Annotated in this window: 19 protein-coding genes and 1 tRNA gene; 9 read left to right on the top strand and 11 right to left on the bottom strand. The window is 62.3% G+C overall.

Annotated features, from left to right (window positions below):
- Positions 1 to 64: 64 nt before the first annotated feature.
- Entirely contained in the window at positions 65 to 1,420 is a 1,356-nt protein-coding gene (gene ffh, locus THIARS_RS07010; RefSeq protein WP_094159987.1) for a signal recognition particle protein, read from the top strand.
- Between the two features lie 36 nt (positions 1,421 to 1,456).
- Here the strand turns inward: ffh and THIARS_RS07005 are convergent, their stop codons facing one another.
- Both THIARS_RS07005 and THIARS_RS07000 read right to left on the bottom strand, forming a co-directional pair.
- Entirely contained in the window at positions 1,457 to 2,131 is a 675-nt protein-coding gene (locus THIARS_RS07005; protein WP_094159986.1) for a transglycosylase SLT domain-containing protein, read from the bottom strand.
- Between the two features lie 40 nt (positions 2,132 to 2,171).
- On the bottom strand, positions 2,172 to 3,911 hold the full coding sequence (locus THIARS_RS07000; RefSeq protein WP_094159985.1) for a proline--tRNA ligase: 1,740 nt from the start codon (positions 3,909 to 3,911) through the stop codon (positions 2,172 to 2,174).
- 173 nt (positions 3,912 to 4,084) lie between these two features.
- Here THIARS_RS07000 and THIARS_RS06995 point away from each other — a divergent pair, with 173 nt between their 5' ends.
- A complete protein-coding gene (locus THIARS_RS06995) occupies positions 4,085 to 4,648 on the top strand; it encodes an RNA pyrophosphohydrolase (protein ID WP_094159984.1) in 564 nt (187 codons plus the stop codon).
- Positions 4,649 to 4,712: 64 nt separating this feature from the next.
- Here THIARS_RS06995 and proB read toward each other — a convergent pair whose 3' ends face one another.
- The 4 genes from proB to rplU all read right to left on the bottom strand — a co-directional run bounded on the left by proB (position 4,713) and on the right by rplU (position 7,635).
- A complete protein-coding gene (gene proB / locus THIARS_RS06990; RefSeq protein ID WP_094159983.1) occupies positions 4,713 to 5,858 on the bottom strand; it encodes a glutamate 5-kinase in 1,146 nt (381 codons plus the stop codon).
- The gene (cgtA, locus tag THIARS_RS06985) at positions 5,848 to 6,912 is read right to left on the bottom strand and encodes an Obg family GTPase CgtA (RefSeq protein WP_094159982.1); all 1,065 of its coding nucleotides are present in this window, start codon (positions 6,910 to 6,912) and stop codon (positions 5,848 to 5,850) included. Before cgtA ends, proB begins: the two co-directional genes overlap by 11 nt.
- Before the next feature lie 126 nt (positions 6,913 to 7,038).
- On the bottom strand, positions 7,039 to 7,311 hold the full coding sequence (gene rpmA, locus THIARS_RS06980) for a 50S ribosomal protein L27 (protein WP_094159981.1): 273 nt from the start codon (positions 7,309 to 7,311) through the stop codon (positions 7,039 to 7,041).
- 12 nt (positions 7,312 to 7,323) lie between these two features.
- Entirely contained in the window at positions 7,324 to 7,635 is a 312-nt protein-coding gene (gene rplU, locus THIARS_RS06975; RefSeq protein WP_094159980.1) for a 50S ribosomal protein L21, read from the bottom strand.
- A 397-nt stretch (positions 7,636 to 8,032) separates the two neighbouring features.
- Here rplU and THIARS_RS06970 point away from each other — a divergent pair, with 397 nt between their 5' ends.
- The 3 genes from THIARS_RS06970 to THIARS_RS06960 all read left to right on the top strand — a co-directional run bounded on the left by THIARS_RS06970 (position 8,033) and on the right by THIARS_RS06960 (position 10,861).
- The gene (locus tag THIARS_RS06970) at positions 8,033 to 8,962 is read left to right on the top strand and encodes a polyprenyl synthetase family protein (protein ID WP_094159979.1); all 930 of its coding nucleotides are present in this window, start codon (positions 8,033 to 8,035) and stop codon (positions 8,960 to 8,962) included.
- A 41-nt stretch (positions 8,963 to 9,003) separates the two neighbouring features.
- Positions 9,004 to 9,080, top strand: a tRNA-Pro gene (locus THIARS_RS06965).
- Positions 9,081 to 9,289: 209 nt separating this feature from the next.
- The gene (locus tag THIARS_RS06960; RefSeq protein WP_013107478.1) at positions 9,290 to 10,861 is read left to right on the top strand and encodes a site-specific integrase; all 1,572 of its coding nucleotides are present in this window, start codon (positions 9,290 to 9,292) and stop codon (positions 10,859 to 10,861) included.
- Here the strand turns inward: THIARS_RS06960 and THIARS_RS06955 are convergent.
- On the bottom strand, positions 10,858 to 11,142 hold the full coding sequence (locus THIARS_RS06955) for a hypothetical protein (RefSeq protein WP_141130497.1): 285 nt from the start codon (positions 11,140 to 11,142) through the stop codon (positions 10,858 to 10,860). The two genes, THIARS_RS06960 and THIARS_RS06955, sit on opposite strands and share 4 nt — an antisense overlap.
- Before the next feature lie 75 nt (positions 11,143 to 11,217).
- On the opposite strand from THIARS_RS06955, the gene THIARS_RS06950 reads away from it, so the two are divergent.
- Complete coding sequence (locus THIARS_RS06950) at positions 11,218 to 12,774, top strand: DUF2779 domain-containing protein (RefSeq protein WP_094159978.1); 1,557 nt, start codon at positions 11,218 to 11,220, stop codon at positions 12,772 to 12,774.
- Between the two features lie 64 nt (positions 12,775 to 12,838).
- Here THIARS_RS06950 and THIARS_RS06945 read toward each other — a convergent pair whose 3' ends face one another.
- Both THIARS_RS06945 and THIARS_RS06935 read right to left on the bottom strand, forming a co-directional pair.
- Entirely contained in the window at positions 12,839 to 13,138 is a 300-nt protein-coding gene (locus THIARS_RS06945) for a hypothetical protein (RefSeq protein WP_013104724.1), read from the bottom strand.
- 430 nt (positions 13,139 to 13,568) lie between these two features.
- Entirely contained in the window at positions 13,569 to 14,474 is a 906-nt protein-coding gene (locus THIARS_RS06935; RefSeq protein WP_041609122.1) for a WYL domain-containing protein, read from the bottom strand.
- A 314-nt stretch (positions 14,475 to 14,788) separates the two neighbouring features.
- Here THIARS_RS06935 and THIARS_RS06930 point away from each other — a divergent pair, with 314 nt between their 5' ends.
- The 3 genes from THIARS_RS06930 (at position 14,789) to THIARS_RS06920 (ending at position 16,546) form a co-directional block, all read left to right on the top strand.
- The gene (locus tag THIARS_RS06930; protein WP_013104721.1) at positions 14,789 to 15,646 is read left to right on the top strand and encodes a hypothetical protein; all 858 of its coding nucleotides are present in this window, start codon (positions 14,789 to 14,791) and stop codon (positions 15,644 to 15,646) included.
- Between the two features lie 223 nt (positions 15,647 to 15,869).
- Positions 15,870 to 16,055, top strand: coding sequence for a hypothetical protein (locus tag THIARS_RS06925; RefSeq protein ID WP_141130496.1), 186 nt, complete (start codon positions 15,870 to 15,872; stop codon positions 16,053 to 16,055).
- A gap of 44 nt (positions 16,056 to 16,099) precedes the next feature.
- The gene (locus THIARS_RS06920; protein WP_013104719.1) at positions 16,100 to 16,546 is read left to right on the top strand and encodes a hypothetical protein; all 447 of its coding nucleotides are present in this window, start codon (positions 16,100 to 16,102) and stop codon (positions 16,544 to 16,546) included.
- 151 nt (positions 16,547 to 16,697) lie between these two features.
- Here the strand turns inward: THIARS_RS06920 and THIARS_RS06915 are convergent, their stop codons facing one another.
- Positions 16,698 to 19,907: a type I restriction endonuclease subunit R gene (locus THIARS_RS06915; protein WP_013104718.1), complete on the bottom strand. Its 3,210-nt coding sequence runs from the start codon at positions 19,905 to 19,907 to the stop codon at positions 16,698 to 16,700.
- A gap of 42 nt (positions 19,908 to 19,949) precedes the next feature.
- On the bottom strand, positions 19,950 to 20,993 hold the full coding sequence (locus THIARS_RS06910) for a restriction endonuclease (protein WP_013104717.1): 1,044 nt from the start codon (positions 20,991 to 20,993) through the stop codon (positions 19,950 to 19,952).
- Positions 20,994 to 21,005: the final 12 nt, after the last annotated feature.

Below are 21,005 nucleotides of genomic sequence, written 5' to 3'. Positions count from 1 at the left end.
GCCGCCCCGGCATGACGCAGCCTTGCCCGCACCGGGCGGCCCCACCTCCCAACCCCGAACACGCATGCTCAACAATCTGACCCAGCGCTTGTCCCGCGTCGTCAAGACGATTCGCGGCGAGGCGCGCATCACCGAAGCGAATGTTGCCGACATGCTGCGCGAGGTTCGGCTCGCCCTGCTCGAGGCCGACGTCGCCCTGCCCGTGGTGCGCGAATTCACCGCGCGGGTCAAGGACAAGGCTCTGGGCCAGGAAGTCGTCGGCTCCTTGTCTCCTGGCCAGGCGCTGGTGGGCGTGGTCCACAAGGAACTCGCGGCGCTGATGGGGCCGGGCGCTGTCGGGCTCAACCTCGCCGTGCAGCCTCCCGCCGTGGTGCTGATGGCAGGCCTGCAAGGCGCCGGCAAGACGACGACGACGGCGAAGCTGGCGAAGTGGCTGATCGAGCGCCAGAAAAAAAAGGTGCTGACCGTGTCGTGCGACGTCTATCGCCCAGCCGCCATCGCCCAGTTGCAAACCGTGTCGCAACAGGCCGGCGCCGAGTTCCTGCCCTCGTCGCCAGACGAGAAGCCGCTGGACATCGCCAAGCGCGCGATCGCCCATGCCCGTGCGCACCATATCGATGTCCTGCTGGTGGATACCGCCGGCCGGCTTGCCGTGGACGCCGAGATGATGCGCGAAATCGCCGACCTGCATGCCGCGCTCGCGCCCATTGAAACCCTGTTCGTGGTGGACGCCATGCAGGGCCAGGACGCGCTGGCCACGGCGCGCGCGTTCCATGATGCGCTGCCTCTCACCGGCATCGTGCTGACCAAGTTGGATGGCGATGCGCGCGGCGGCGCGGCGCTATCGGTTCACCACGTCACCGGCGCGCCGGTCAAATTTGCCGGCGTCTCCGAGAAGATCGACGGCCTTGAGGCGTTCGACCCGACGCGAATGGCCGACCGCATTCTGGGCATGGGCGACGTGGTCGCGCTGGTCGAGGAGGCGCAGCGCAGTGTCGACATCCAGGCCGCGCAAAAGCTGGCGCAGAAGGTGAAGTCGGGCGAGCAGTTCGATCTCAACGACTTCCTCATGCAACTCCAGCAGATGAACAAAATGGGCGGCCTGCAGAGCCTGATGGACAAGCTGCCCGCCGAGATGCAGGCGCGAGCGGGTCAGGCCGACATGGACAAGGCCTCGCGCGATGTGCGTCGCATGCAAGGCATCATCTGCTCCATGACGCCGCAGGAACGGCGCAAGCCCGACCTGATCAAGGCCTCGCGCAAGCGCCGCATCGCCACCGGCGCGGGCGTCCAGGTGCAGGACGTCAACCGCATGCTGGGCCAGTTCGAGCAGATGCGCGACATGATGAAAAAGATGAAGGGCGGCAAGCTGTTCAAGATGATGCAACGCATGGGCGGAGCCGGAACGGCGCGGCGCTGATCGGCGCTGCGCCTTACCTGGCTCCGCACTCGCGGATCAGCGCCCAGAATGATTGTTGGAGGCGAACAGCGTGCCCCCGTTGCCGACCATCCACGACTTGCGCGCCGCCAGCACCGCGTCCGGATAGGCCGCCTGGCCCCGGGAGCCGTTGTAGCGTCCCAGCGCCATGAACAGGTCGCCATGCTCCTCGTCGAGGTAATGACGCAGGATGACGCATCCGTATCGCAGGTTGATCTGCATATTGAGAAGCCGCTCCACATCGCCATCGCCGATCTGCCGGGTCCAAAACGGCATCACCTGCATCAGGCCCATGGCCCCCGCCGATGAGATCGCGTACTTCTTGAATCCGCTTTCCACCTGGATCAGACCAAGCACCAGCGCGGGTTCGAGTCCTGCGCGATGCGCCTCGTACCACACGGTCTGCAAAAACGCCTCGCGCACGACGAAGTTGGGCATGCGTGCGCGCAATCGGGCCGATTCCGTCGCCAGCCACATGAGATAGCCGATCAGGTGCTGGGGGCTGCGGAAATGCGGCTTGGGCGGCGAAGGATCGGCGATCTGCGCCGCGAGGGCCAGGCGCACGGCGTCCGACAGCCGCTCCTCTTTTTGGCCCCCGGCCCAGGCCGAGCCCGCGCCGGCGCCTATCGCACAGAACAGGGCGATGCCGACGGCAAAGCTGCGCAGCGCCCGGACGCCCACACCATTCTTCATGGCCTGCGCCCCCGGAGGAAAGCAACGGGCCGCACGGCGCTCAGCTCTGGGAACGCTGACGCAGATGCGCCAAGACGCCGTCGAGCCGAACCGAGGTGGGCGCTTCGTCGCGCCGGTGCTGGTATTCCAGCGTCCCTGCCGCCAGGCCCCGCTCCGAAACCACCAGGCGATGCGGCACGCCGATCAGTTCCCAGTCGGCGAACATCGCCCCCGGGCGCTCGCCGCGATCGTCGAGCACCACGTCCATGCCGGCTTCCTGCAATTGCGCGTGCAGCCGGTCCGCCGCCTCGCGCACGGCGGCATTGCGCTCGTAGGCGATCGGGCAGATGACGACGGTAAACGGTGCGATGGCCTCGGGCCAGATCATGCCGCGGGCGTCATGGTTCTGCTCGATGCACGCCCCGAGAATGCGAGTGATGCCAATGCCGTAGCAGCCCATTTCCAGGGTCTGCGACTTCCCGTTCTCGTCCAGATAACTGGCACCCATGGCCGCCGAATACTTGGTGCCGAGGTAGAACACATGTCCGACCTCGATGCCGCGACAGATGGCCAGTTGTCCCTTGCCGTCCGGGCTCGGATCGCCGGCCACGACATTGCGAATATCGGCGACCTCGGGCTCCGGAAGGTCGCGGCCCCAATTGACCCCGGTGTAGTGGAAATCCTCGACGTTGGCGCCGACGACGAAATCGTGCATATTGACCACCGTCCTGTCGGCCACGACGCGCAGGGGCTTGGCGGTGGCGATGGGACCGATATAACCGGGCCTGCAACCGAAAGCATCCACGATCTCGGCCTCGGTGGCCATGCGCGCATCGGCCATGCCCGGCAGCTTAGAAACCTTGATGTCGTTGACCGCGTGATCGCCGCGCACCAGCAGCAGCACGATCTGCGTCGACAGCACTTGGCCCTTGTCGCCGCGCGTATCGGCCGCCATCACGACCGATTTGACGGTGCGCGACAAGGGCAGTCCTAGGAGGCTGGCGACGTCCTCGCACTTCGCGGCGCCTGGCGTCGGGGTTCGACACAAATCCTCCGCGGGGGCCTGGCGCGCCGGGATCAGCGGCAAGGCTTCCGCCAGTTCCACATTCGCGGCATAGCTCGAATCGGGACAGTAGGCGATGGCATCCTCGCCGGTTTCGGCAATGACGTGGAATTCATGGCTCATGGACCCGCCGATCGCCCCGGAATCGGCGGCAACCGCGCGGAATTCGAAACCGAAACGCTGGAATATGTTCTGGTAGGCGGCGTACATAACCCTGTAGCTGCGCTGGGCGCCGTCGAAATCGCGATCGAAGGAGTAGGCGTCCTTCATTACGAATTCCCGCGCGCGCATCACGCCGAAGCGGGGGCGGCGCTCGTCACGGAATTTGGTCTGGATGTGATAGAAGTTCACCGGCAATTGCCGCCACGACCGGATTTCGCTGCGCGCAAGATCGGTGATGACTTCTTCCGAAGTGGGTTGGACCACGAAATCGCGCTGGTGCCTATCCTTGATGCGCAACAGCTCAGGACCATACTTCTCCCAGCGGCCGCTCTCCTGCCAAAGCTCGGCAGGCTGCACCACCGGCATGAGCAGTTCGATGGCTCCGGCACGGTTCATTTCCTCGCGCACGATGGCTTCGACCTTGCGAATGGTGCGCAGGCCCAGAGGCATGTAGGTATAAAGGCCGGCGGCCAATTTCTTGATCATTCCCGCGCGCAGCATGAGGGCTTGGCTGGCCACCTCGGCATCAGCAGGAGCCTCTTTTTGAGTGGATATAAAAAAGTTGGAAACGCGCATGGAACGTATGGGCTTGGAAGTGGGAAGCGAACAAGGAGGGAGCGGTGAGCCGCGATTCGAACTCGAGCTTGCTGACCCTACCGGCATCGTGCAAGGTCCTGAAAAGGCGCTGCCTGACCGAGGGCTGGTGCCTATAATCAAAACCAGATTCTAAAAGATGAGGGCTATTGGCCATGTTGGACCGCGAGGGTTATCGTCCCAACGTCGGCATCGTCCTGCTCAACGGCAAGAACCAGGTGTTCTGGGGGAAGCGGGTCAGCGCGCATTCTTGGCAATTCCCGCAAGGGGGCATCAATGCCGGTGAAAATCCCGAGCAGGCGATGTACCGCGAACTGTTCGAAGAAGTCGGACTCAAGCCTTGCCACGTGCATGTGCTCGGGCGCACCCGCAACTGGCTGCGTTACGACGTGCCGCAACAATATCTCCGTCGCGACAACCGGGGCATCTACAAGGGCCAGAAGCAGATCTGGTTCCTGCTCAAGCTCACGGGCCGTGATTGCGACGTCTGCCTGCGCGCGACCAGCCATCCCGAGTTCGACGCGTGGCGCTGGGACGATTACTGGATGCCGCTGGACAGCGTGATCGAGTTCAAGCGCGAGGTCTATCAACAGGCCTTGTCCGAGTTGGCGCATCTGCTGCCGCGGGTGGAACCGCGCACCCGCTACTTGCGCTCCAATGTGCGGCATGGTCGGCCGCTTCATGGCGCGGCGCTCAATCCGGACGCCGTGCCCGAGTGAATAACAGCGCACATGCGCGCTGTCCTGCCTGGCATCACTTCTTTCGACCTGTGCGGCGCAAGCACTATGGCTGCGTCAGCACCAGGTTGTCGCGGTGGATGAGTTCGGGCTCTTCCATGAAACCCAAGATGGAGGCGATCTGCGTCGTCGGCGCGCGCCGGATCAGCCTGGCTTCGGCCGCCGCGTAATTCGTCAAGCCGCGTGCGATCTCCCGGCCTTGCGCGTCGAGCACAGCAATCACGTCGCCGCGCTCGAACTCACCCACCACATCCACGACCCCGACCGGCAACAGGCTGGCACCGCCTTCGCGCAGACGCTGCGCGGCACCGGCGTCCACCTGGACGCGCCCGCCAATCTGCAGATGATCGACCATCCACTGTTTGCGCGCCGCAAGCTTGCCCGCACCAGCGCGCAGCTGGCTACCGATGACTTCGCCCGCGGCCAAGCGCAACAGGACATCCGCTTCCCGGCCACTCGCGATCACGGTATGCGCACCGCTCTGCGCGGCGCGCCTGGCAGCCAGCACCTTGGTCAGCATCCCCCCCTTGCCAATGGAGCTTCCCGCGCCGCCGGCCATGGCCACGAGCGAGGGGTCGTCGGCCTGCGCGTCAACGATCAACTCCGCAGCCGGATCCTTGCGCGGATCCGCTGAATACAGGCCGGGTTGGTCGGTGAGAATGACGAGCGCGTCGGCTTCGACCAGATTGGTGACCAGGGCGCCGAGGGTGTCGTTGTCGCCGACCTTGATCTCGTCGGTGACCACGGTATCGTTCTCGTTAATCACCGGCACCACGCCATGCGCCAGCAAGGTCAGCAAGGTGCTGCGCGCATTCAAATAACGGCGCCGATTGGCAAGATCGGCATGCGTGAGCAGGATTTGCGCGCAATGCCGTCCGCGTGCGCTGAACGCAGCCTCATACGCCTGCGCCAGCCCCATCTGGCCGACCGCGGCGGCAGCTTGCAACTCTGGAATTTCGCGTGGACGCTTGGCCCAGCCAAGACGTTTCATGCCTTCGGCGATCGCGCCACTCGAAACCAGAATGATCTCCTTGCCCAGCCCATGCAGGGCCGTGATTTGGTCCGCCCATCTGGCCACGGCGGCATGATCGATGCCACGTCCATCATCCGTCACCAGGCTGGAACCCACCTTGACAACGAGGCGGCGCGCGGCGGCGATCACGGAAAGCTTGTCGAGTTGCTCAGTCTTCATCGCGGACAAATCGGGGATCGTGCGTCGCTTCGGGACCTTCGGGCGCAGGCATGCGTACGGCATCGAAGATGTCACGCAGCAAAGGCTCGAGCCCCTCGCGCGCCAGGGCAGAAACGACATACACCGGCCCTTTGTGGCGCAAGCGCCGCACGATGGCCGACACGCGAGCCTTGCGTTCGTCGGGCGGCACCATATCGATCTTGTTGAGCACCAGCCAGCGAGGCTTGGCGGCTAGATCGGGGTCGTATTTCTTGAGTTCGGCGACCACGCTGCGCGCATCGCGGACGGGATCGGCCTCGGGATCGAATGGCGCCACGTCGACCAGATGAAGCAACAAGCGGGTGCGCTGCAGATGCCGCAAAAACTGGTGCCCCAATCCCGCGCCCTCGGCCGCGCCCTCGATCAGCCCCGGAATATCGGCCACGACAAAACTCTGCCCCTCGCCAAGTCGCACCACGCCGAGCTGCGGATGCAGGGTGGTGAAAGGGTAGTCGGCGATCTTGGGCCGCGCATTGGACACGGCGGCGATCAAGGTACTCTTGCCGGCATTGGGCATGCCCAGCAGCCCCACATCGGCCAGCACCTTGAGTTCGAGTTGCAGCTTGCGCTGCTCGCCCGGCTGCCCCGGTGTGCACTGGCGCGGAGCACGGTTGGTGCTGGATTTGAAGCGCAAGTTGCCCAGCCCCCCCGCACCCCCATGAGCAAGCACGATACGTTGGCCCGACTGCGTCAGATCGGCCACCACCTCGTGACTCTCGGCGTCGCGAATGAGCGTCCCCACGGGGACGCGCAACAGCAGGTCGTCGCCCGCGGCCCCGAACTGGTCGGCGCCACGACCGTGCTCGCCATTTTTGGCCCGGTACAGGCGTTGATAGCGAAAATCGATCAGCGTGTTGAGATTGGAATCCGCCTCGACGTAAACATGCCCACCACGTCCGCCATCACCGCCGTCAGGCCCGCCGAACGGGATGAATTTCTCGCGACGAAAGGACATACAGCCGTTGCCGCCCTTGCCGGCAAAGACTTCGATCAGCGCTTCGTCGATGAATTTCACGTGCGGATGCTCTCAAAACACAAGCCCCGGCTTGCCAGACCCGTGGCAAGAATGCCAGCGGGCTGCAAGCCGGGGCTTGAGGGTCATCAGGAAAAGCCGCGGCATGCCTGCCGCGGCTTGCCGAACTCAGGCCTCGGCCGTGTTCAGCGGAGTGATGTTCACAAACTGGCGATTGTGTTCGCCTTTGCGAACAAACTTGACGTGGCCATCGACAAGCGCGAACAGCGTGTGATCCTTGCCCGTGCCGACATTCACACCGGCGTGGAAGCGCGTGCCACGCTGGCGCACGATGATGGACCCCGCAGGAATGGCCTCGCCACCGAAAGCCTTGACGCCAAGTCGCTTGGCTTCCGAGTCACGCCCGTTGCGGGTTGAGCCGCCACCTTTTTTCTGTGCCATGTTGTTCTCTCCTCAAGCTGCGATGCTTTCGATCTGCAGCTCGGTGTAATTCTGCCGATGACCTTGCCGCTTCTGATAGTGCTTACGGCGGCGCATTTTGAAAATATGCACCTTCTCGCCGCGCCCATGCGCCAAGACCTTGGCCTTCACCGCCGCGCCCGCAAGAAGCGGGGTCCCGATCTGGGTGTCGGCGCCGTTGAATACGGCAAGCACCTGATCGATCACGATGTCCTGGCCAATGTCTGCGGATAACTGTTCTACCCTGATCTTTTCGCCGGCGCAAACTTTATATTGCTTGCCCCCGGTTTTTATGACCGCATACATATGACTACTCCTGGAAAATGACTATGCGGGAACGCATGGCTGCCACGCAGGCAGCCAACCTTAGGTCGCGCACTCGCAACCGGACCCGCACTCGACCCGCCCCGAGGACCAAAATGGCCAAGCAAAGGGCGTTGAACATTGCATCATAGCAGAATGCGTCTCAGCGAACGCCGCTGCCGCGCCCAAAGACCGCACGACGCCAGCCGCGGGCAGAAGCACGCCGATCTGCGATGGAAGATCCACGACACGCCGCCTCGGCTCGACCGAAGGACCTTATAAAATGCCGCTGGATTTGCCAAGTGCCTTTCAGCCAAGCGCACGCCCCTCTCCAAAACCAGCACACTTCGTGACTTCCACGCACTCGATTCAGTCGATTCTTTCCCCGGTAGCCCAGGACATGCTGGAGGTTGACGCCGCCATCCGCCGCAACCTGTCGTCCGAAGTGCAGCTGATCAACGCCATCAGCGCCTACATCATCTCCGCTGGTGGCAAGCGCCTGCGACCGGCCCTTTTGCTCTTGACTGCCAAAGTCCATGGATACACGGGGCCGCATCATCACACCCTCGCGGCCGTGGTCGAACTCATCCACACGGCAACGCTCCTCCATGACGACGTGGTTGACGAGTCCGCTCTGCGGCGCGGCCGCAAGACCTCGAATGCCGCCTTCGGAAATGCGGCAAGCGTGCTCGCTGGAGATTTTCTCTATTCGCGCGCCTTCCAGATGATGGTGACTGCGGACAATTTGCGCATCCTGCAAATCCTGGCCGATGCGACCAATGTCATCGCCGAAGGCGAGGTGCTGCAGCTGCTGAACCTGCATGACCCCGAGGTCAGCGTGGAGCGATACCTGAAAGTGATCGGCTACAAGACTGCTGCTCTGTTCGAGGCCTCCGCGCGCATAGGCGCCGTGCTCGCAGGTTGCGGAAAAGAACTGGAAGACAACGCCGCCGCCTATGGGCGAACGATAGGCACGGCATTCCAACTCATCGACGACGCCCTGGACTACAGCGGCAAACCGGGCGAGATGGGAAAGAACGTCGGGGACGATCTACGCGAGGGAAAACCCACGCTCCCGCTGATCGTCGCCATGCAACGCTGCGCGGCGCCGGAGCGCAAACTGATCGAGGACGCGATCCGCTCCGGACATGCCGAAGAGATGCCGCAAATCCTGCGGATCGTCGACCAAACCCGAGCGCTCGACCTTGTTTACGCAACAGCTCAGGCCGAGCTGTCTAAGGCGCGAGGCTTCGTCGACGCGCTAAAGCCAGGCCCTGAACGCGAGGCTCTGATAAACTTATGCGCTTACTCTTTGGACCGCAGCGCCTGAGCCATTGAAGCCCAGGAGCTTGTGTGTCCGCCAATCCGCATCGGGGTGTAGCTTAGCCTGGTAGAGCGCTACGTTCGGGACGTAGAGGCCGGAGGTTCGAATCCTCTCACCCCGACCAAAAATCTTTGCAAAATCAATAAATTGCGAAGATTTTCCGGAAAGAAAAAATCCCGCGAATTGAAATCTGTGGCAATTCTGTGCCACAGATTGCCTCAAAGTCCGGCGTGCGACGCACGCCAAACGGCTTGAGGGCCATGCGTCGCCGACCTTGCGCGGCGCATAAACCTGGTTGCTTCACGGTGTCCCCACTTCGTTTTGGAGACACGCATGGCAACCCTGGAAAACCGCTCCCGTTTTCGCGTCACAGTCAGAAATCGCGAGGACCTCACGCGGGAGTTCCCCTTCAACGCACCAGCGCGCGTGGCCAGCCACATGGCCGAGCTGCGGGCGCAGGGATTCAAACCTGCCGTGACCCAGCTCGAAGACACCATCCTGGTGCGGGTACGGCAGAAAGGCCGCGCGCCACAAACCTTCACCCTGCCGTCGGTCGAGACAGCCGAAAAGCTCATCCGCAAAATCGAGGAGGAGCGCGGACGAGGTCTGTACGTCGACTACGCACGCTCCCACAAGGTCACGGTCGCGCAACTCATGGTTCGGTACTTGAAGGAGAAGGTGCCCAAGCTCAAGTCCGCCGACATGCTCACCTACAAGCTTGAGGCCATGCTCATGGACAGCGGCCCGCACGGAAAGGCGCTGGTCGAAGAGTTCAAGGACTGGCAAAAGGCCCATGGTCGTAGGGTGCACCCCGGCAGCTTTCAGATGCGGACAACCTATGGCAGCCTGGAATGGCTGCACAAACCTCTGCCCGAGGTCACGACCGATGACCTCAACGACTTTATTGAGGAGCGTCTGCAGGACAGCGAACCGGCCACGGTCGACCGTGAAGTCGACATCTTCAGCGCCTTGTTCACGTTCATCCTCGACGTTTGGAAATACCCTCTGGCCGACTCACCCATCAGAGGTGTCCAACGACCACGCTACCGCAACGAGCGTAACCGCCGACTCGCTGACGGTGAAGAAGAGCGCATTTTTGCCGGTGCACGGGCCTGGGACCTCGAACGCGCCGTCGATGCGACCGTCGAACAACTGCTGGCAAGCCATCCCGAGGTCCCCGAGCAGTACCGCAGCCTCTCGCAAAAGAAGCGCATCGAGGCGCGACTGCGCAAGGAATTGCGCCCGGTAGCGCAGGCTCAAGCGCAACCCGGCACCATGATGCAGGCTTTCGTTGCATTCCAGCTGATGACCGCTGCGCGGCGGGGCGAGACCCTCGGATTGACATGGGCCCATGTGGATTTGGTCAAGCAAACCGCGTTCTTGCCCGAGACCAAGAATGGCTTGGCGCGCACCTTGCCGCTGCGCGCTGAACTCGTGGCGATGCTCGACGCCCTTCCTCGCCATGACGAACGGGTGTTCCCCATGAGCGTGGACAAGGTGCGTGACGCCTGGGCTTACATCCTGAACCATGCGCACATTGAAGGGCTTCATATCCACGACTTGCGGCACGAGGGCATCAGCCGCGTCGCCGACACGGGTCAATTCAATCTGGTCGACCTACAGGCCTTCTCCGGTCATCGTGACCTTCGAATGCTCACACGGTATGCCCACCTTTGCGCATCCAAGATGGCGCTGCGACTCGATGCCGCGTTCGCTACCGAGGGTGCGCACTACACGCATAAGGGCCGTGAACGGCTTGCCGAAAAGGCGAATGTCACGATGGCGGAGCTCGTGTCAAACGGGGACGCGTCCACCTTGTCGGTGAACTTCATTGCCGCCACGGCAATGCCCACGCCACCTCGGTCGAACGTCATCGCTTTTCCGGAACGACGCGTAAGAGCCTAGGAGATGCGCTCGAGGAACAGCTCAGCAGCGAAAAGCCACCGCTTACCAAAACCCAGATAGCGGCGCGTGAAAAATTCACGCTTTGGCGGGATTTGTTTGGCCGCGCTTGCGGGCGCGCTTCCGTAAAGCGCGGCGGTGGTCTTGAATCGCGTTGTGATGCGGTGCCCCGTAACGACGTAACGCTGCACCAAACGCGCCTCTTTTTTATGGGAACGCACGCGCCCTGCAGAACCGCCGATGTCCCTCCGACACAACAAGCCCTGGCGCTGCTTGCGACGCAAGGCTCCAGCTCGGCACAATGCTGTTGACCGGAACACGCCGTTCCGCCCGACACGGATTGACAAGGGGGAGCTTCGGTGCTGACCAAATCCGACCTGATGGCCTGGCGCCAATGCCCGCGGATGCTGTGGCTGCATCACCATCCGCCCGAGCCGCAAACTTCTGCGTCCGTCCCCGTCGACCGCCGCACCCTCGACGGCCGTCTCGTCGGCGAGTATGCGCGTCGGGATGTCGGGGAGTACCTCTGGCCGAACACCTCCGGAGACCCGGCAAGCGATGCTGCGACCGCGTTGGCCGAACTGACCGCCGCCGCCATGCTGCCCGCCGTCGAAATGCCCATGGTGCGCGACGGCTTGTATGCCCGCGCCGATGCCTTGCTGCCGGAGGCGGCGGGCTATGTCCTGCGCGAGACCAAGGCCTCCACGTTTCCGCTGAAGCCGGACAAGGCCACCCCGAGTTCGCCGGACGAGCATCATTTGGATGATGTCGCCGTGCAGGCCTGGGTGCTGGAAGGCGCCGGCCTGCCGCTGGCGCGCGCCGAGCTCAATCTGCTGGACAACCAATGGCGCTATCCAGGCGCCGGCGACTACCGCGGCTTGTTTCGCCAACTGGACGTCACCGATGCGGTGCAACAGCGCATGCGTGCTGTTCCACAATGGCTGCGGCAGGCTCGGGATGTGGTTGACGGCGACATGCCCGACGTCCGCATGGGCAATCAATGCACCCATCCCCACCCCTGCCCTTACGCGGCGCTGTGCCAAAGGCTGGAGCCGCCCGGCCCCGAACATCCGCTGAGTTTGCTCCCCGATACGGCTGGGAAGGCCTTGGCGCGCAAGCTCGCCGCCAAGGGCTATACGTCTTTGCTGGAGCCGCGTCCCGGTGAGCTGGTCGGTGCACAGGCGGCGTTGTACCGCCGCATCCAGCAGGCCCACCGCACCGGGCGCCCTATCCTCGCCCCTGGCGCCAACACCTTCATGCAAAGGCTGACGTATCCCCGCTACTACTTCGACTTCGAAGGCATTGACCTGCCGGTGCCGCGGTGGGTCGGCTTGCGACCTTACGAGCAGGTGCCGTTCCAGTGGTCTTGCCATATCGAGCGGGCGCCCGGCGTGTTCGAGCACCGCGCCTTCCTGGACCTCAGCGGGCATGACCCCTCCGAGCCCTGCATCGAGGAGATGCTGCACGCCATCGACGTGGGGGACGGTGGCCCCATCCTGGTGTATTACGCCACGTATGAACGAGGTCGCATCGTCGAGCTGGCCAAACGCCATCCGGCCTTTGCGGACCGGCTGAAGCGACTGGCCGCGCGATTGGTCGACCTGCACCCCGTGGTCAAGGAGCATTTCTACCATCCGGCGATGAAGGGGTCGTTCTCCATCAAGAAGGTGCTGCCGGTCATCGCCCCCGACCTGAACTATGGAGAACTGGACGAGGTGCAGGACGGCACCGGCGCGCAGGTTGCCTACCTGCAGTCCTGCTTCGACGCCGAGCTGACGCCCAGGCGCAAGGCGGAGTTACGTCGCAACCTGCTGGCCTACTGCGAACAGGACACCTGGGCCATGGTCGAGATTGGGTATTTTCTGGAAGGCAAGGGCCGGCCGACCGAACTGAGGCCGCCGTCGTTCCAGGTGTGAAATATGCGGTGTCTGGAACGCAAGCCAATCGGCACATCAGGCGTACGTATCCTTCTCAAACATCCTACGCCGTCCACCCCAGCAACTCCGCCAGGCGCGTCACCACCCACCGCGCCTCCTTGGCATCAAGGCCAGAGCCTTCGACCTCCAAGCCGCGGTGGATGCGTTCAAGAACATCCGACTCGGTCACCCCCAGGTCGAACTTGATTTCCGATGCGCGGTCGGTCAGCATCGTCGCCAGGTCTTCGCAGAACTCGTAGCGCTGGGTGATGACGTCGCGCGGCGCATGGGGCTTGGTGCGGCCTGGCTCCACGTAAAGGGCGATGAAGGACGGCGGGATGGTGAGTTGGGATTCGTCGGTCATCGGTTCGCTATCAATGCGTGCAAAGCCGTTCCGGCTGCCTTGGCGAGTTTCAAACTCCTGGCCCGCAGGGTCATGAGCTAAGCCTCCGGCACGTCGTCGTAGGAGACAAGTGGCGAATTATCACAGCGACCAGGGGCCCATATGACGCGGGCGAACTGTGATACAGGAACCGTCAGGCGCAAGAAGTGCCGCACAACCGTGCCAAGCCGCAGCGCGCCGAGGGTTCAGCGCATGATGCTGGAGCGGGCGGAGTACTGGGGCCCCGCGTGTAGACCTGCGCGGGAGTTCCTGCAGCCCGCGTGTGTGCTGGCAACCATTTGCCTGCGGCATCGGTCATTGCGAGCTCGACGCGTGCTCTTGCAACGAATGCGCCCAGGGTCTTGCCCACTGCGAATGCTCCTTAAGCGGCCTCGAGCAGCGCCGTGTTCCGTCAGCTCTTAGCAGCGTCCTTGGGGAGGAACTCCGCAATCGCCGCGCGGTTCCTCAGCGTGATTTGCTGGTCCTGCGGGGACTCGACTCCCTCTTTGAGCAAGCGCAGAGAGCGAAGCGTGTAGAAGAGCATCGATTGGCGGCACTGCAAGGTAGTACAGCCGTCCACCATCCCGTAGTCCAGGGCAATCGCGTGTTGCTGCTCGGGGCTCAGTTCAGGATGCGGGGCCAGAACCAGCGGAACCATGCGATGCCAAGCAGCGTCGTCAGCCCCATCCGTACCAGGGCGTTGGCTTGGAGCCACCTCGAGAAAGCGCCCCAACTGGAAGTCGAGGTACTTCTCCCGCTGGGCGCAATAGGCACGGACGTGCCAGCGCATCCCGTCATGGGCAAGCGCGTGCGGAGCAATGACGCGCTCCTGTGGCCGCGGAGTGCTCATTGATTGATACACCACCGTCAATGCCTTGTGACCGCGGATGGCATCCAAGACCTGGAGAAAGACATCAGCCCGTGCGACGCGTCCAGGTCGCGGCATCACGGCCAGTGGCGGGACCCAACCGATGAAGCTGAGGCCCTTGGGCACGACGCCAGCCTCACGTGCCAGCAACTCGTTGAGATAGCGCTCGGGGTTGTTGTCGGGAAAAAGCGGCTTGAACTCCTTGGCTGCCAAGTAGCTGCGTGAGCTGCGGTCGTAGAAGGCATTGCCGGGTGCCAGCTCCAGGTACCGCCCGATGTCCATGGAAGCCCGCGGTGTGGAGATGCTGAAGAACTCCATCACGTCAGACCGGTTCAAGCGCCCCTCCCAGCGCAGGCGAAAGTCAATGAATTCGAGCCGGCGGCCTTGGCCCCAATGACCGGCAGGGTCGAGCGCCGACGGCGTGGATGTGTGGTGTTGCGTGTTTGCCATAGGCGCATTGTGCCACACGTCTACTTTATTGACACGCATAGAAAATAGACGTATTATTTATATTCGTTGATTGTGATGCCGGTTCGCCCGGCAACGGACCACCAAGTTGGTGGCTCGCGTTCCTTAAAAACTTGTGCTCAGGCATCGACCGGCAACGCATGGCAGTCGCGGTGCGACTGCCATGACAGAGAAGAAGGCAAGGGGCGCCTCCAAGACCCCTACCACGGCGCAATGCGCCAAAGATTCCCCATGTCGACTATTCGACACACACACACACACCTAAGCATCCGCAACAAATAACCTGGAACGCTTTCATGAACAAAAACAACCAAGCCGCGCGATACATCGCAATGTTTGACGAATCGCTGCGAAGCGTCAGCCAAGGCAAGAAGGACCCCGCGAGTGGAATCGTCTATGACGCGGCGTCACTGCTGAACGCAACGACCGGCGCCCTTTACGCAGTCCGCCATCTTGGCAGCCCCAATCTGTTTGCAATGCATGCAACGGCCAATCTGTTCAGCTTGTTTTCCCGGAGCGCGCTGACGGAAATGCTGGCCAAAGGAGACCTGAAGGCATGGCCCACGCTGTTCGCCAAAGACGCGCTTCTGCATGTTCGCCTTGACCTCGAGCGCCGGCGAGACGCCGAAGTCGAAGGCGCTCTCATTGGCACCTTGGATGAACTGGAGCGCTGTGCTTCAGACCTGCTCCAAACGCAAGTGAATTGGCTGAACTCTCCTTGGTCTTCCAGGGAGAAATCCTTCGCTGTCCCGATTGCAGCATCGCCAAAATCATGGCGCGCATCGGTCGTCACCAATTCGGCTGTTCGGCACGTGCTGGAGAGAACACTTCGTATCAGTGGCAGGACGACAACATTCAAGTCGCTTTGCGAGGCGCGTCATTCAGCTGGGGGGCATGCATCCCGTGTCTCGGACCAAAGACTTCGGCGAAATGGCCTCCACTACTGTGAACCGGGCATCGTCGTGCTCGGGACACGAGATGACGGCGGTCTGGCAAGAAACTTCGCAGGCAGTCCCTTCGAGAACTCCTGGCGCGACTCGCTGGCGAAGACCGTGGCTTTCGACCTCGAGGGAAAGACGTACACGGCGGCAGACCTTGAGCAACATGTTCCAGACGCCCACTATGCGCTGGAAATTTTTTGCAAATGCGAGTAACCGCAGACGATGCTTCACCCGCCACGGGGTTTGAGCCGGCCATACCCAAAAAGCCGAACCCGCGCCATCCGTTCGCCGACGCCCAATAGTGGCAGCTGACCGCCGTTGACGGCGCCGGCCCCTGAATTGCGGCCAAACACTAGCACTCCATAAAACGCATCGACCGTGAAAGGCCATGAACTCGGCAAGCGCTCGAAGCTGGCAGCAATCGAACCCCTCGAGCATGCAAGGACCGTTCTTTCTGGAGGGGCAATTTGCGCAGAACCCCACTCTCTCGACGCCACGCCCGTGGATGAACTCGAGCTTGCCAGGGCGCATCGCCCTTGGCATTTACATCAACATGCAACAGCAGAAACAAGATATCTCGGATGCCGCGATTTCCGAACTGACTGCCTACACCATGGCGTAAGTCAGATGGCTTACGCAACCTACCCACTGAACTCGGAGTAAGCAATGAAAGAATTTCAACCTCGTTCCTATGTAGAGTGCTTCAAGGACCCGAGAAGCGAATGGCCAGAATACAGCGTGTACGTCTGGGACGACGAAGCGAACGCCTATCTGTATTCAACGTATATGTACCGCCGTGACGCAGTAACGGCAGCGGTACGCGCAATGAATCGTGAAGCGGAGGAAGCAGGCGAGCCGCAAATTTATGACGCTGGCGATGTCGAAATTGCAGACGACTATTCCGGACTTGCAGACGGCATCAAAGATAATTTGAGGCGCAATATGTCCCGCTCTGAAATTGATGCTTGTACGCGAGATGAAGAGACATTTCAGCGACACATCGACAGTTATCAAGATGTGATGCAGGAAGACGACGACGGCAATAATTGGTCACAAGATTTTGATGCTGAAGATTTGCGTCTAGAAATCAGGGCAAACTACGAGTTGGATTAAACGCTCTTTCACGGGCAAGACCTGCTCACACTTGAGCCGATGGCCAGCAATCGACTGCTGGCCATCGGCTCTCTTATTGACGCACTGAATCGTGATGCTCTGATAGACCAATTGCGAACGGAAGCTCCGCGACGCTGTTGTGCCACTTTGCTCACCCTACCCATTCCGCCGACAGCATCTCCGCCTGCTTGAGCACCGTCTCGGTTGCCTCCTCCTGCTTGTCCGGCGGATACTTGTAACGCCGTAACAGCGTCTTGACCATCACCCGAATGCTTGCCCGCACCGCGTCGCGCACGGACCAATCGACGGTTACAGAGTTACGCAGTTTCAGCGTCAGCTCGACCGCAATCTTCTTCAGCGTCTCGTCGCCCAGTTCTCTGACCGCCGACTCATTGGCGGCCAGCGCGTCGTAGAACGCCCGCTCCTCGGGACTCAGCCCCAGCGCGGCGCCCCTGATGGCCTCCTGCTGGAACTGCTTGGCCATCGCAATCAGTTCCTCGATGACCTGGGCCGTCTCGATGGCGCGGTTGCGGTAGCGCTTGAGGCTTTCCTGAAGCAATTCGCTGTACTTGGCCGCCTTGACCACATTGGTCTTGAATCGGGTCTTGATGTCATCCTTGAGCAGGCGCTCCAGCAGCTCCACCGCCAGATTGCGCTCCTTCATGTGCCGCACGTCGTCGAGGAACTCCTCGGACAGAATGCCGATATCCGGTTTGTTCAACCCGGCCGCCTGGAAGATGTCGACGACCTCGGCGCTGACCACGGCCTTGCTCAGAATCTGCCGCAGCGCGTGTTCTTTCTGCTCGTCGCTGAGCTTCTTGTCCTGTGTGGTGTGCTTGGTCAGGGCAGCCTTGGTGGCCTGCAGGAAGGCCAGTTCGTCCCGGTGTTCAAGAGCCTCGTCAAGCGTGCAGCACAGCGCGAACGCCTTGGTGGCGGACAGGACGGCGTCGGCGAAGCGCTTCTTGCCGTCATCCTGGCCCAGGATATGGTTGGCCACCTTGGGCAGCAGTTGCCAGGCTTGGGTGCGGAAGTCCGCGTAGTCGCAGCCGTGCAGGATGCCGTGGAGCACCTCCATCTTCTCCAGCAGCAAGCGCAGGGCCTCGTGGGTGTCGATGGTCGGCCGCCCCTTGCCGTGGGCCAGGGTGTAGTCCTTCAGGGCGGCCTTGAGCTCGTTGGCAATGCCGATGTAGTCGACGACCAGACCGCCGGGCTTGTCCTTGAACACCCGGTTGACCCGGGCGATGGCCTGCATCAGGTTGTGGCCACGCATGGGCTTGTCGATATACATCGTGTGCAGACAGGGCGCATCGAAGCCGGTCAGCCACATGTCGCGCACGATGACCAGCTTGAACGGGTCGGCAGGGTCCTTGTAGCGCCGCTCCAGGCGCTTCTTGACCTCTTTGGTGTAGATGTGCGGCTTGAGCATCGGCTTGTCCGAGGCCGAGCCGGTCATGATGATTTTGATGGCGCCTTTGTCGGGGTCGGGGTCGTGCCATTCCGGCCGCAGGGCGACGAGAGCGTCGTAGAGATGGACGCAAATCTCGCGGCTCATGCCGACGACCATGGCCTTACCGTCCAGGGCGGCAAGGCGGTTTTCGAAGTGTTCGACGATGTCGGCGGCCACCTTCTGAATCCGGGGCGGTGCGCCAACGAGTTTTTCCAGCGCGGCCCAGCGGCGCAGCTTGCTGGTCTTGCTGGCGTCGTCCTCATCGTCCTCGGTCAATTGGTCGACGTCATCATCAAGCCAGGTGGTGTCCTCCTCCGCGAGTTCGAGCTTCGCCAGGCGCGACTCGTAATAGATGGGCACCGTGGCGCCGTCCTTGACCGCCTGCTCGACGTCGTAGATGTGGACGTAGTCGCCGAACACGGCGCGGGTGTCGCGGTCCTCCAGCGACACGGGGGTGCCGGTGAAGGCGACGAAGGTGGCGTTGGGCAACGCGTCGCGCAGGTACTGGGCGTAGCCGTAGCGCACGCTGGAGGCCGGGGCCGCTGTGACCAAGGCCGTGGTGGCCCCAATCGCGCCGGCATCCTGCGCGCTCAGCGGCGCGGCCGCGGTCTGGCGGTAGCGACGGGTGGCATCGTCCTGTCCGGGCAGCTTGGCGGCAAAGCCGTACTGGCTGCGGTGGGCTTCGTCGCAGATGACGATGATGTTGCTGCGCTCGGACAGCACCGGGAAGCTGTCTTCGTCCTCGCCAGGTGCGAACTTCTGGATGGTGGTGAAGACGATGCCGCCGCTGGGGCGGTTGCCCAGCAGCTCGCGCAGCTTGGGGCGGGTGGCGGCCTGCACCGGGGTTTCGTGCAGCAGCTCGGTGGCGCCGGCGAACACGCCGAACAGTTGGTTGTCCAGGTCGTTGCGGTCGGTGACCATCAAGACCGTGGGGTTCTGGAGCTCCGGGTGCCCGATGAGCATGCCGGCCAGGCAGGTCATCTCGATGCTCTTGCCAGCCCCCTGGGTGTGCCACACCACCCCGCCCTTGCGCGAGCCGCCAGGGGCGCTGGCCTTGAGCACGCTGTCGACCACGGCGCGCACGGCATGGAACTGGTGGTAGCCGGCGACCTTCTTGACCAGCCCCCCATCGTCCTCGAACAGGATGAAGTGCTGCAGATAGTCGAGCAGGGTCTGGCGGTCGAAGGCACCTTGGACCAGGGTTTCCAGTTCGCGCATGGACCCGAGCGGGTCGGTGGTGTGGCCGTCGATGGTGCGCCAGGCCATGAAGCGTTCCCGGTCGGCGGTGAGCGAGCCCATGCGGGCGGAGATGCCGTCGGTGATGACCAGCAGCTCGTTGTCGATGAACAGGTCGGGAATGTCGTCTTTGTAGGCCTGGAGCTGGTTGAAGGCGCCCCAGATGTCGGCGTTCTCGTCGCCGGGGTTCTTGAGTTCCAGCACCACCAGGGGCAGGCCGTTGAGGAACAGCACGAGGTCGGGGCGGCGGGTGTGCTTGGGGCCTTGCACGGTGAACTGGTTGACGGCCAGCCAGTCGTTTCGGCCAACGTCGCTGAAGTCGATGAGCCGGACGCGGTCGCCGCGGGTTTCGCCGTCCCTCTGGTACTCGACCGGGACACCTTCGACCAGCCAGCGGTGGAACTGGCGGTTGGCGGCGACGAGGCCGGGGGTGTTGGGGTTGAGGACTAGGCGCAGAGCCGCGTCCCGTGCGCTCGTCGGGATGTTGGGATTCAGGCGCTGAATCGTGGCCGCAAGGCGATGGGGTAGGCAGACCTGGCGGTAGGTGTCGCGCTCGGTGCCAGCGGTCCTGGCGTCGGGCGGTGAGATGTCAGGGCCATGCGCGGTTTGCCAGCCGAGCGCGGAGAGCCACTGAAGCGTGGCTTGTTCGAGGTGGTCTTCAAGGACTGCGCTCGTCATGGCTTGGGCTTTGTGTTCAATTGTTCGCTGGCTATGCTCGGCTCACTCCTCCGAAGAGGCAATCATCCAGACTCGCTTGAGTGGAAGTTCTGCACGGACATCCTGGTCAAGTTTGTCGTAATTCGCCAGTACCTGCTCAACGAGGTCCTTCTCGTTCCAGACACGCACCGAGAAGAAATGGGTCGGGACTTCCTTAAGCACAGTCGGCTTGAACCCCGCCCACGAGACAAAGAGACCCTGCTCGGCCTTCACACTCTGCATTGCCCCAATAAGTTGGGTGAACTCGGGTCGGTCCGCCGGCGTGTCGCCCGATTTGACTTGCACGCAGATGCGGGGACGCTCGAATCCGAAAGCGCCACCGGCTGCCAGGATGTCGATTCCCTTGTCTGGCCCCTCGGGGCTGAGGTACGTGGCAAAACCTTGGGCTTTTAGGATGGCTTCGACAAGCCTCGCCATCCCATGGCCCTTAAATCTCTGGATGATGAGTTTGCCAATGGCATCGCGCGCAAGCTCTTCGAGGTCCACGTCTACCGCGTCAGCCTGACTTTCGGCACCCCCGTTGCTTGGAACGGATGCCGTCGTATTCACGAACACATCCCGCCATCCATTGGCCGCCATTTTGCGTACGCGCGCCTCCGCGTCGTTGCGCTTGATTTCGCAGACCGTCAGGAATGCACCCATCGAATACAGAAGGTCTTGGCCAAATGCACTGCGAAGGACGGCCTTGTTTAGCCATTTGATGGCACGGGAGTGACGGTACATCGGCTCCGCTTTGGGGTCGAACGCATATGGCCCGACGACTTCCCCAATCGCAATCGTGGGTGACGTCTTACTTGGCACTACCACCCAATCTCCGACCTTCATGGCGAGGAGAAAGGCCCACACTTGCCCTGACCAGTTTCCCAAGCGGCGCGATGGCTCGCTTGGATAACGCTGTGACATGAGGGCCTTGACGCCTTCGTAGTCCTTCGCGACCGATAGGTCGGTCTCCGTAAATGCATCCCAAGTCAGATAGATGCGGTTGTCATCGAGAAACCGAGTTTCATGTTCCCCATACTTGCCAGCGCGAACGAGCCAAAGTGCCATTGTGAGCCCTGT

It is taken from the genome of Thiomonas delicata (assembly GCF_900088825.1).
GTDB lineage: Bacteria > Pseudomonadota > Gammaproteobacteria > Burkholderiales > Burkholderiaceae_C > Thiomonas_A > Thiomonas_A delicata.
This window is presented reverse-complemented; position numbering and strand designations above follow the sequence as displayed.

What these genes read in the sequence shown, in the direction of transcription:
- rplU (WP_094159980.1), bottom strand. Translation starts at nt 7,635, where the DNA reads ATGTATGCGGTCATAAAAACCGGGGGCAAGCAATATAAAGTTTGCGCC.
- THIARS_RS06935 (WP_041609122.1), bottom strand. Translation starts at nt 14,474, where the DNA reads ATGGCAAACACGCAACACCACACATCCACGCCGTCGGCGCTCGACCCT.
- THIARS_RS07000 (WP_094159985.1), bottom strand. Translation starts at nt 3,911, where the DNA reads ATGCGCGTTTCCAACTTTTTTATATCCACTCAAAAAGAGGCTCCTGCT.
- THIARS_RS06910 (WP_013104717.1), bottom strand. Translation starts at nt 20,993, where the DNA reads ATGGCACTTTGGCTCGTTCGCGCTGGCAAGTATGGGGAACATGAAACT.
- rpmA (WP_094159981.1), bottom strand. Translation starts at nt 7,311, where the DNA reads ATGGCACAGAAAAAAGGTGGCGGCTCAACCCGCAACGGGCGTGACTCG.
- THIARS_RS06995 (WP_094159984.1), top strand. Translation starts at nt 4,085, where the DNA reads ATGTTGGACCGCGAGGGTTATCGTCCCAACGTCGGCATCGTCCTGCTC.
- THIARS_RS06945 (WP_013104724.1), bottom strand. Translation starts at nt 13,138, where the DNA reads ATGACCGACGAATCCCAACTCACCATCCCGCCGTCCTTCATCGCCCTT.
- THIARS_RS06925 (WP_141130496.1), top strand. Translation starts at nt 15,870, where the DNA reads ATGCAAGGACCGTTCTTTCTGGAGGGGCAATTTGCGCAGAACCCCACT.
- THIARS_RS06920 (WP_013104719.1), top strand. Translation starts at nt 16,100, where the DNA reads ATGAAAGAATTTCAACCTCGTTCCTATGTAGAGTGCTTCAAGGACCCG.
- THIARS_RS07005 (WP_094159986.1), bottom strand. Translation starts at nt 2,131, where the DNA reads ATGAAGAATGGTGTGGGCGTCCGGGCGCTGCGCAGCTTTGCCGTCGGC.
- THIARS_RS06970 (WP_094159979.1), top strand. Translation starts at nt 8,033, where the DNA reads ATGCTGGAGGTTGACGCCGCCATCCGCCGCAACCTGTCGTCCGAAGTG.
- ffh (WP_094159987.1), top strand. Translation starts at nt 65, where the DNA reads ATGCTCAACAATCTGACCCAGCGCTTGTCCCGCGTCGTCAAGACGATT.
- THIARS_RS06930 (WP_013104721.1), top strand. Translation starts at nt 14,789, where the DNA reads ATGAACAAAAACAACCAAGCCGCGCGATACATCGCAATGTTTGACGAA.
- THIARS_RS06960 (WP_013107478.1), top strand. Translation starts at nt 9,290, where the DNA reads ATGGCAACCCTGGAAAACCGCTCCCGTTTTCGCGTCACAGTCAGAAAT.
- THIARS_RS06915 (WP_013104718.1), bottom strand. Translation starts at nt 19,907, where the DNA reads ATGACGAGCGCAGTCCTTGAAGACCACCTCGAACAAGCCACGCTTCAG.
- proB (WP_094159983.1), bottom strand. Translation starts at nt 5,858, where the DNA reads ATGAAGACTGAGCAACTCGACAAGCTTTCCGTGATCGCCGCCGCGCGC.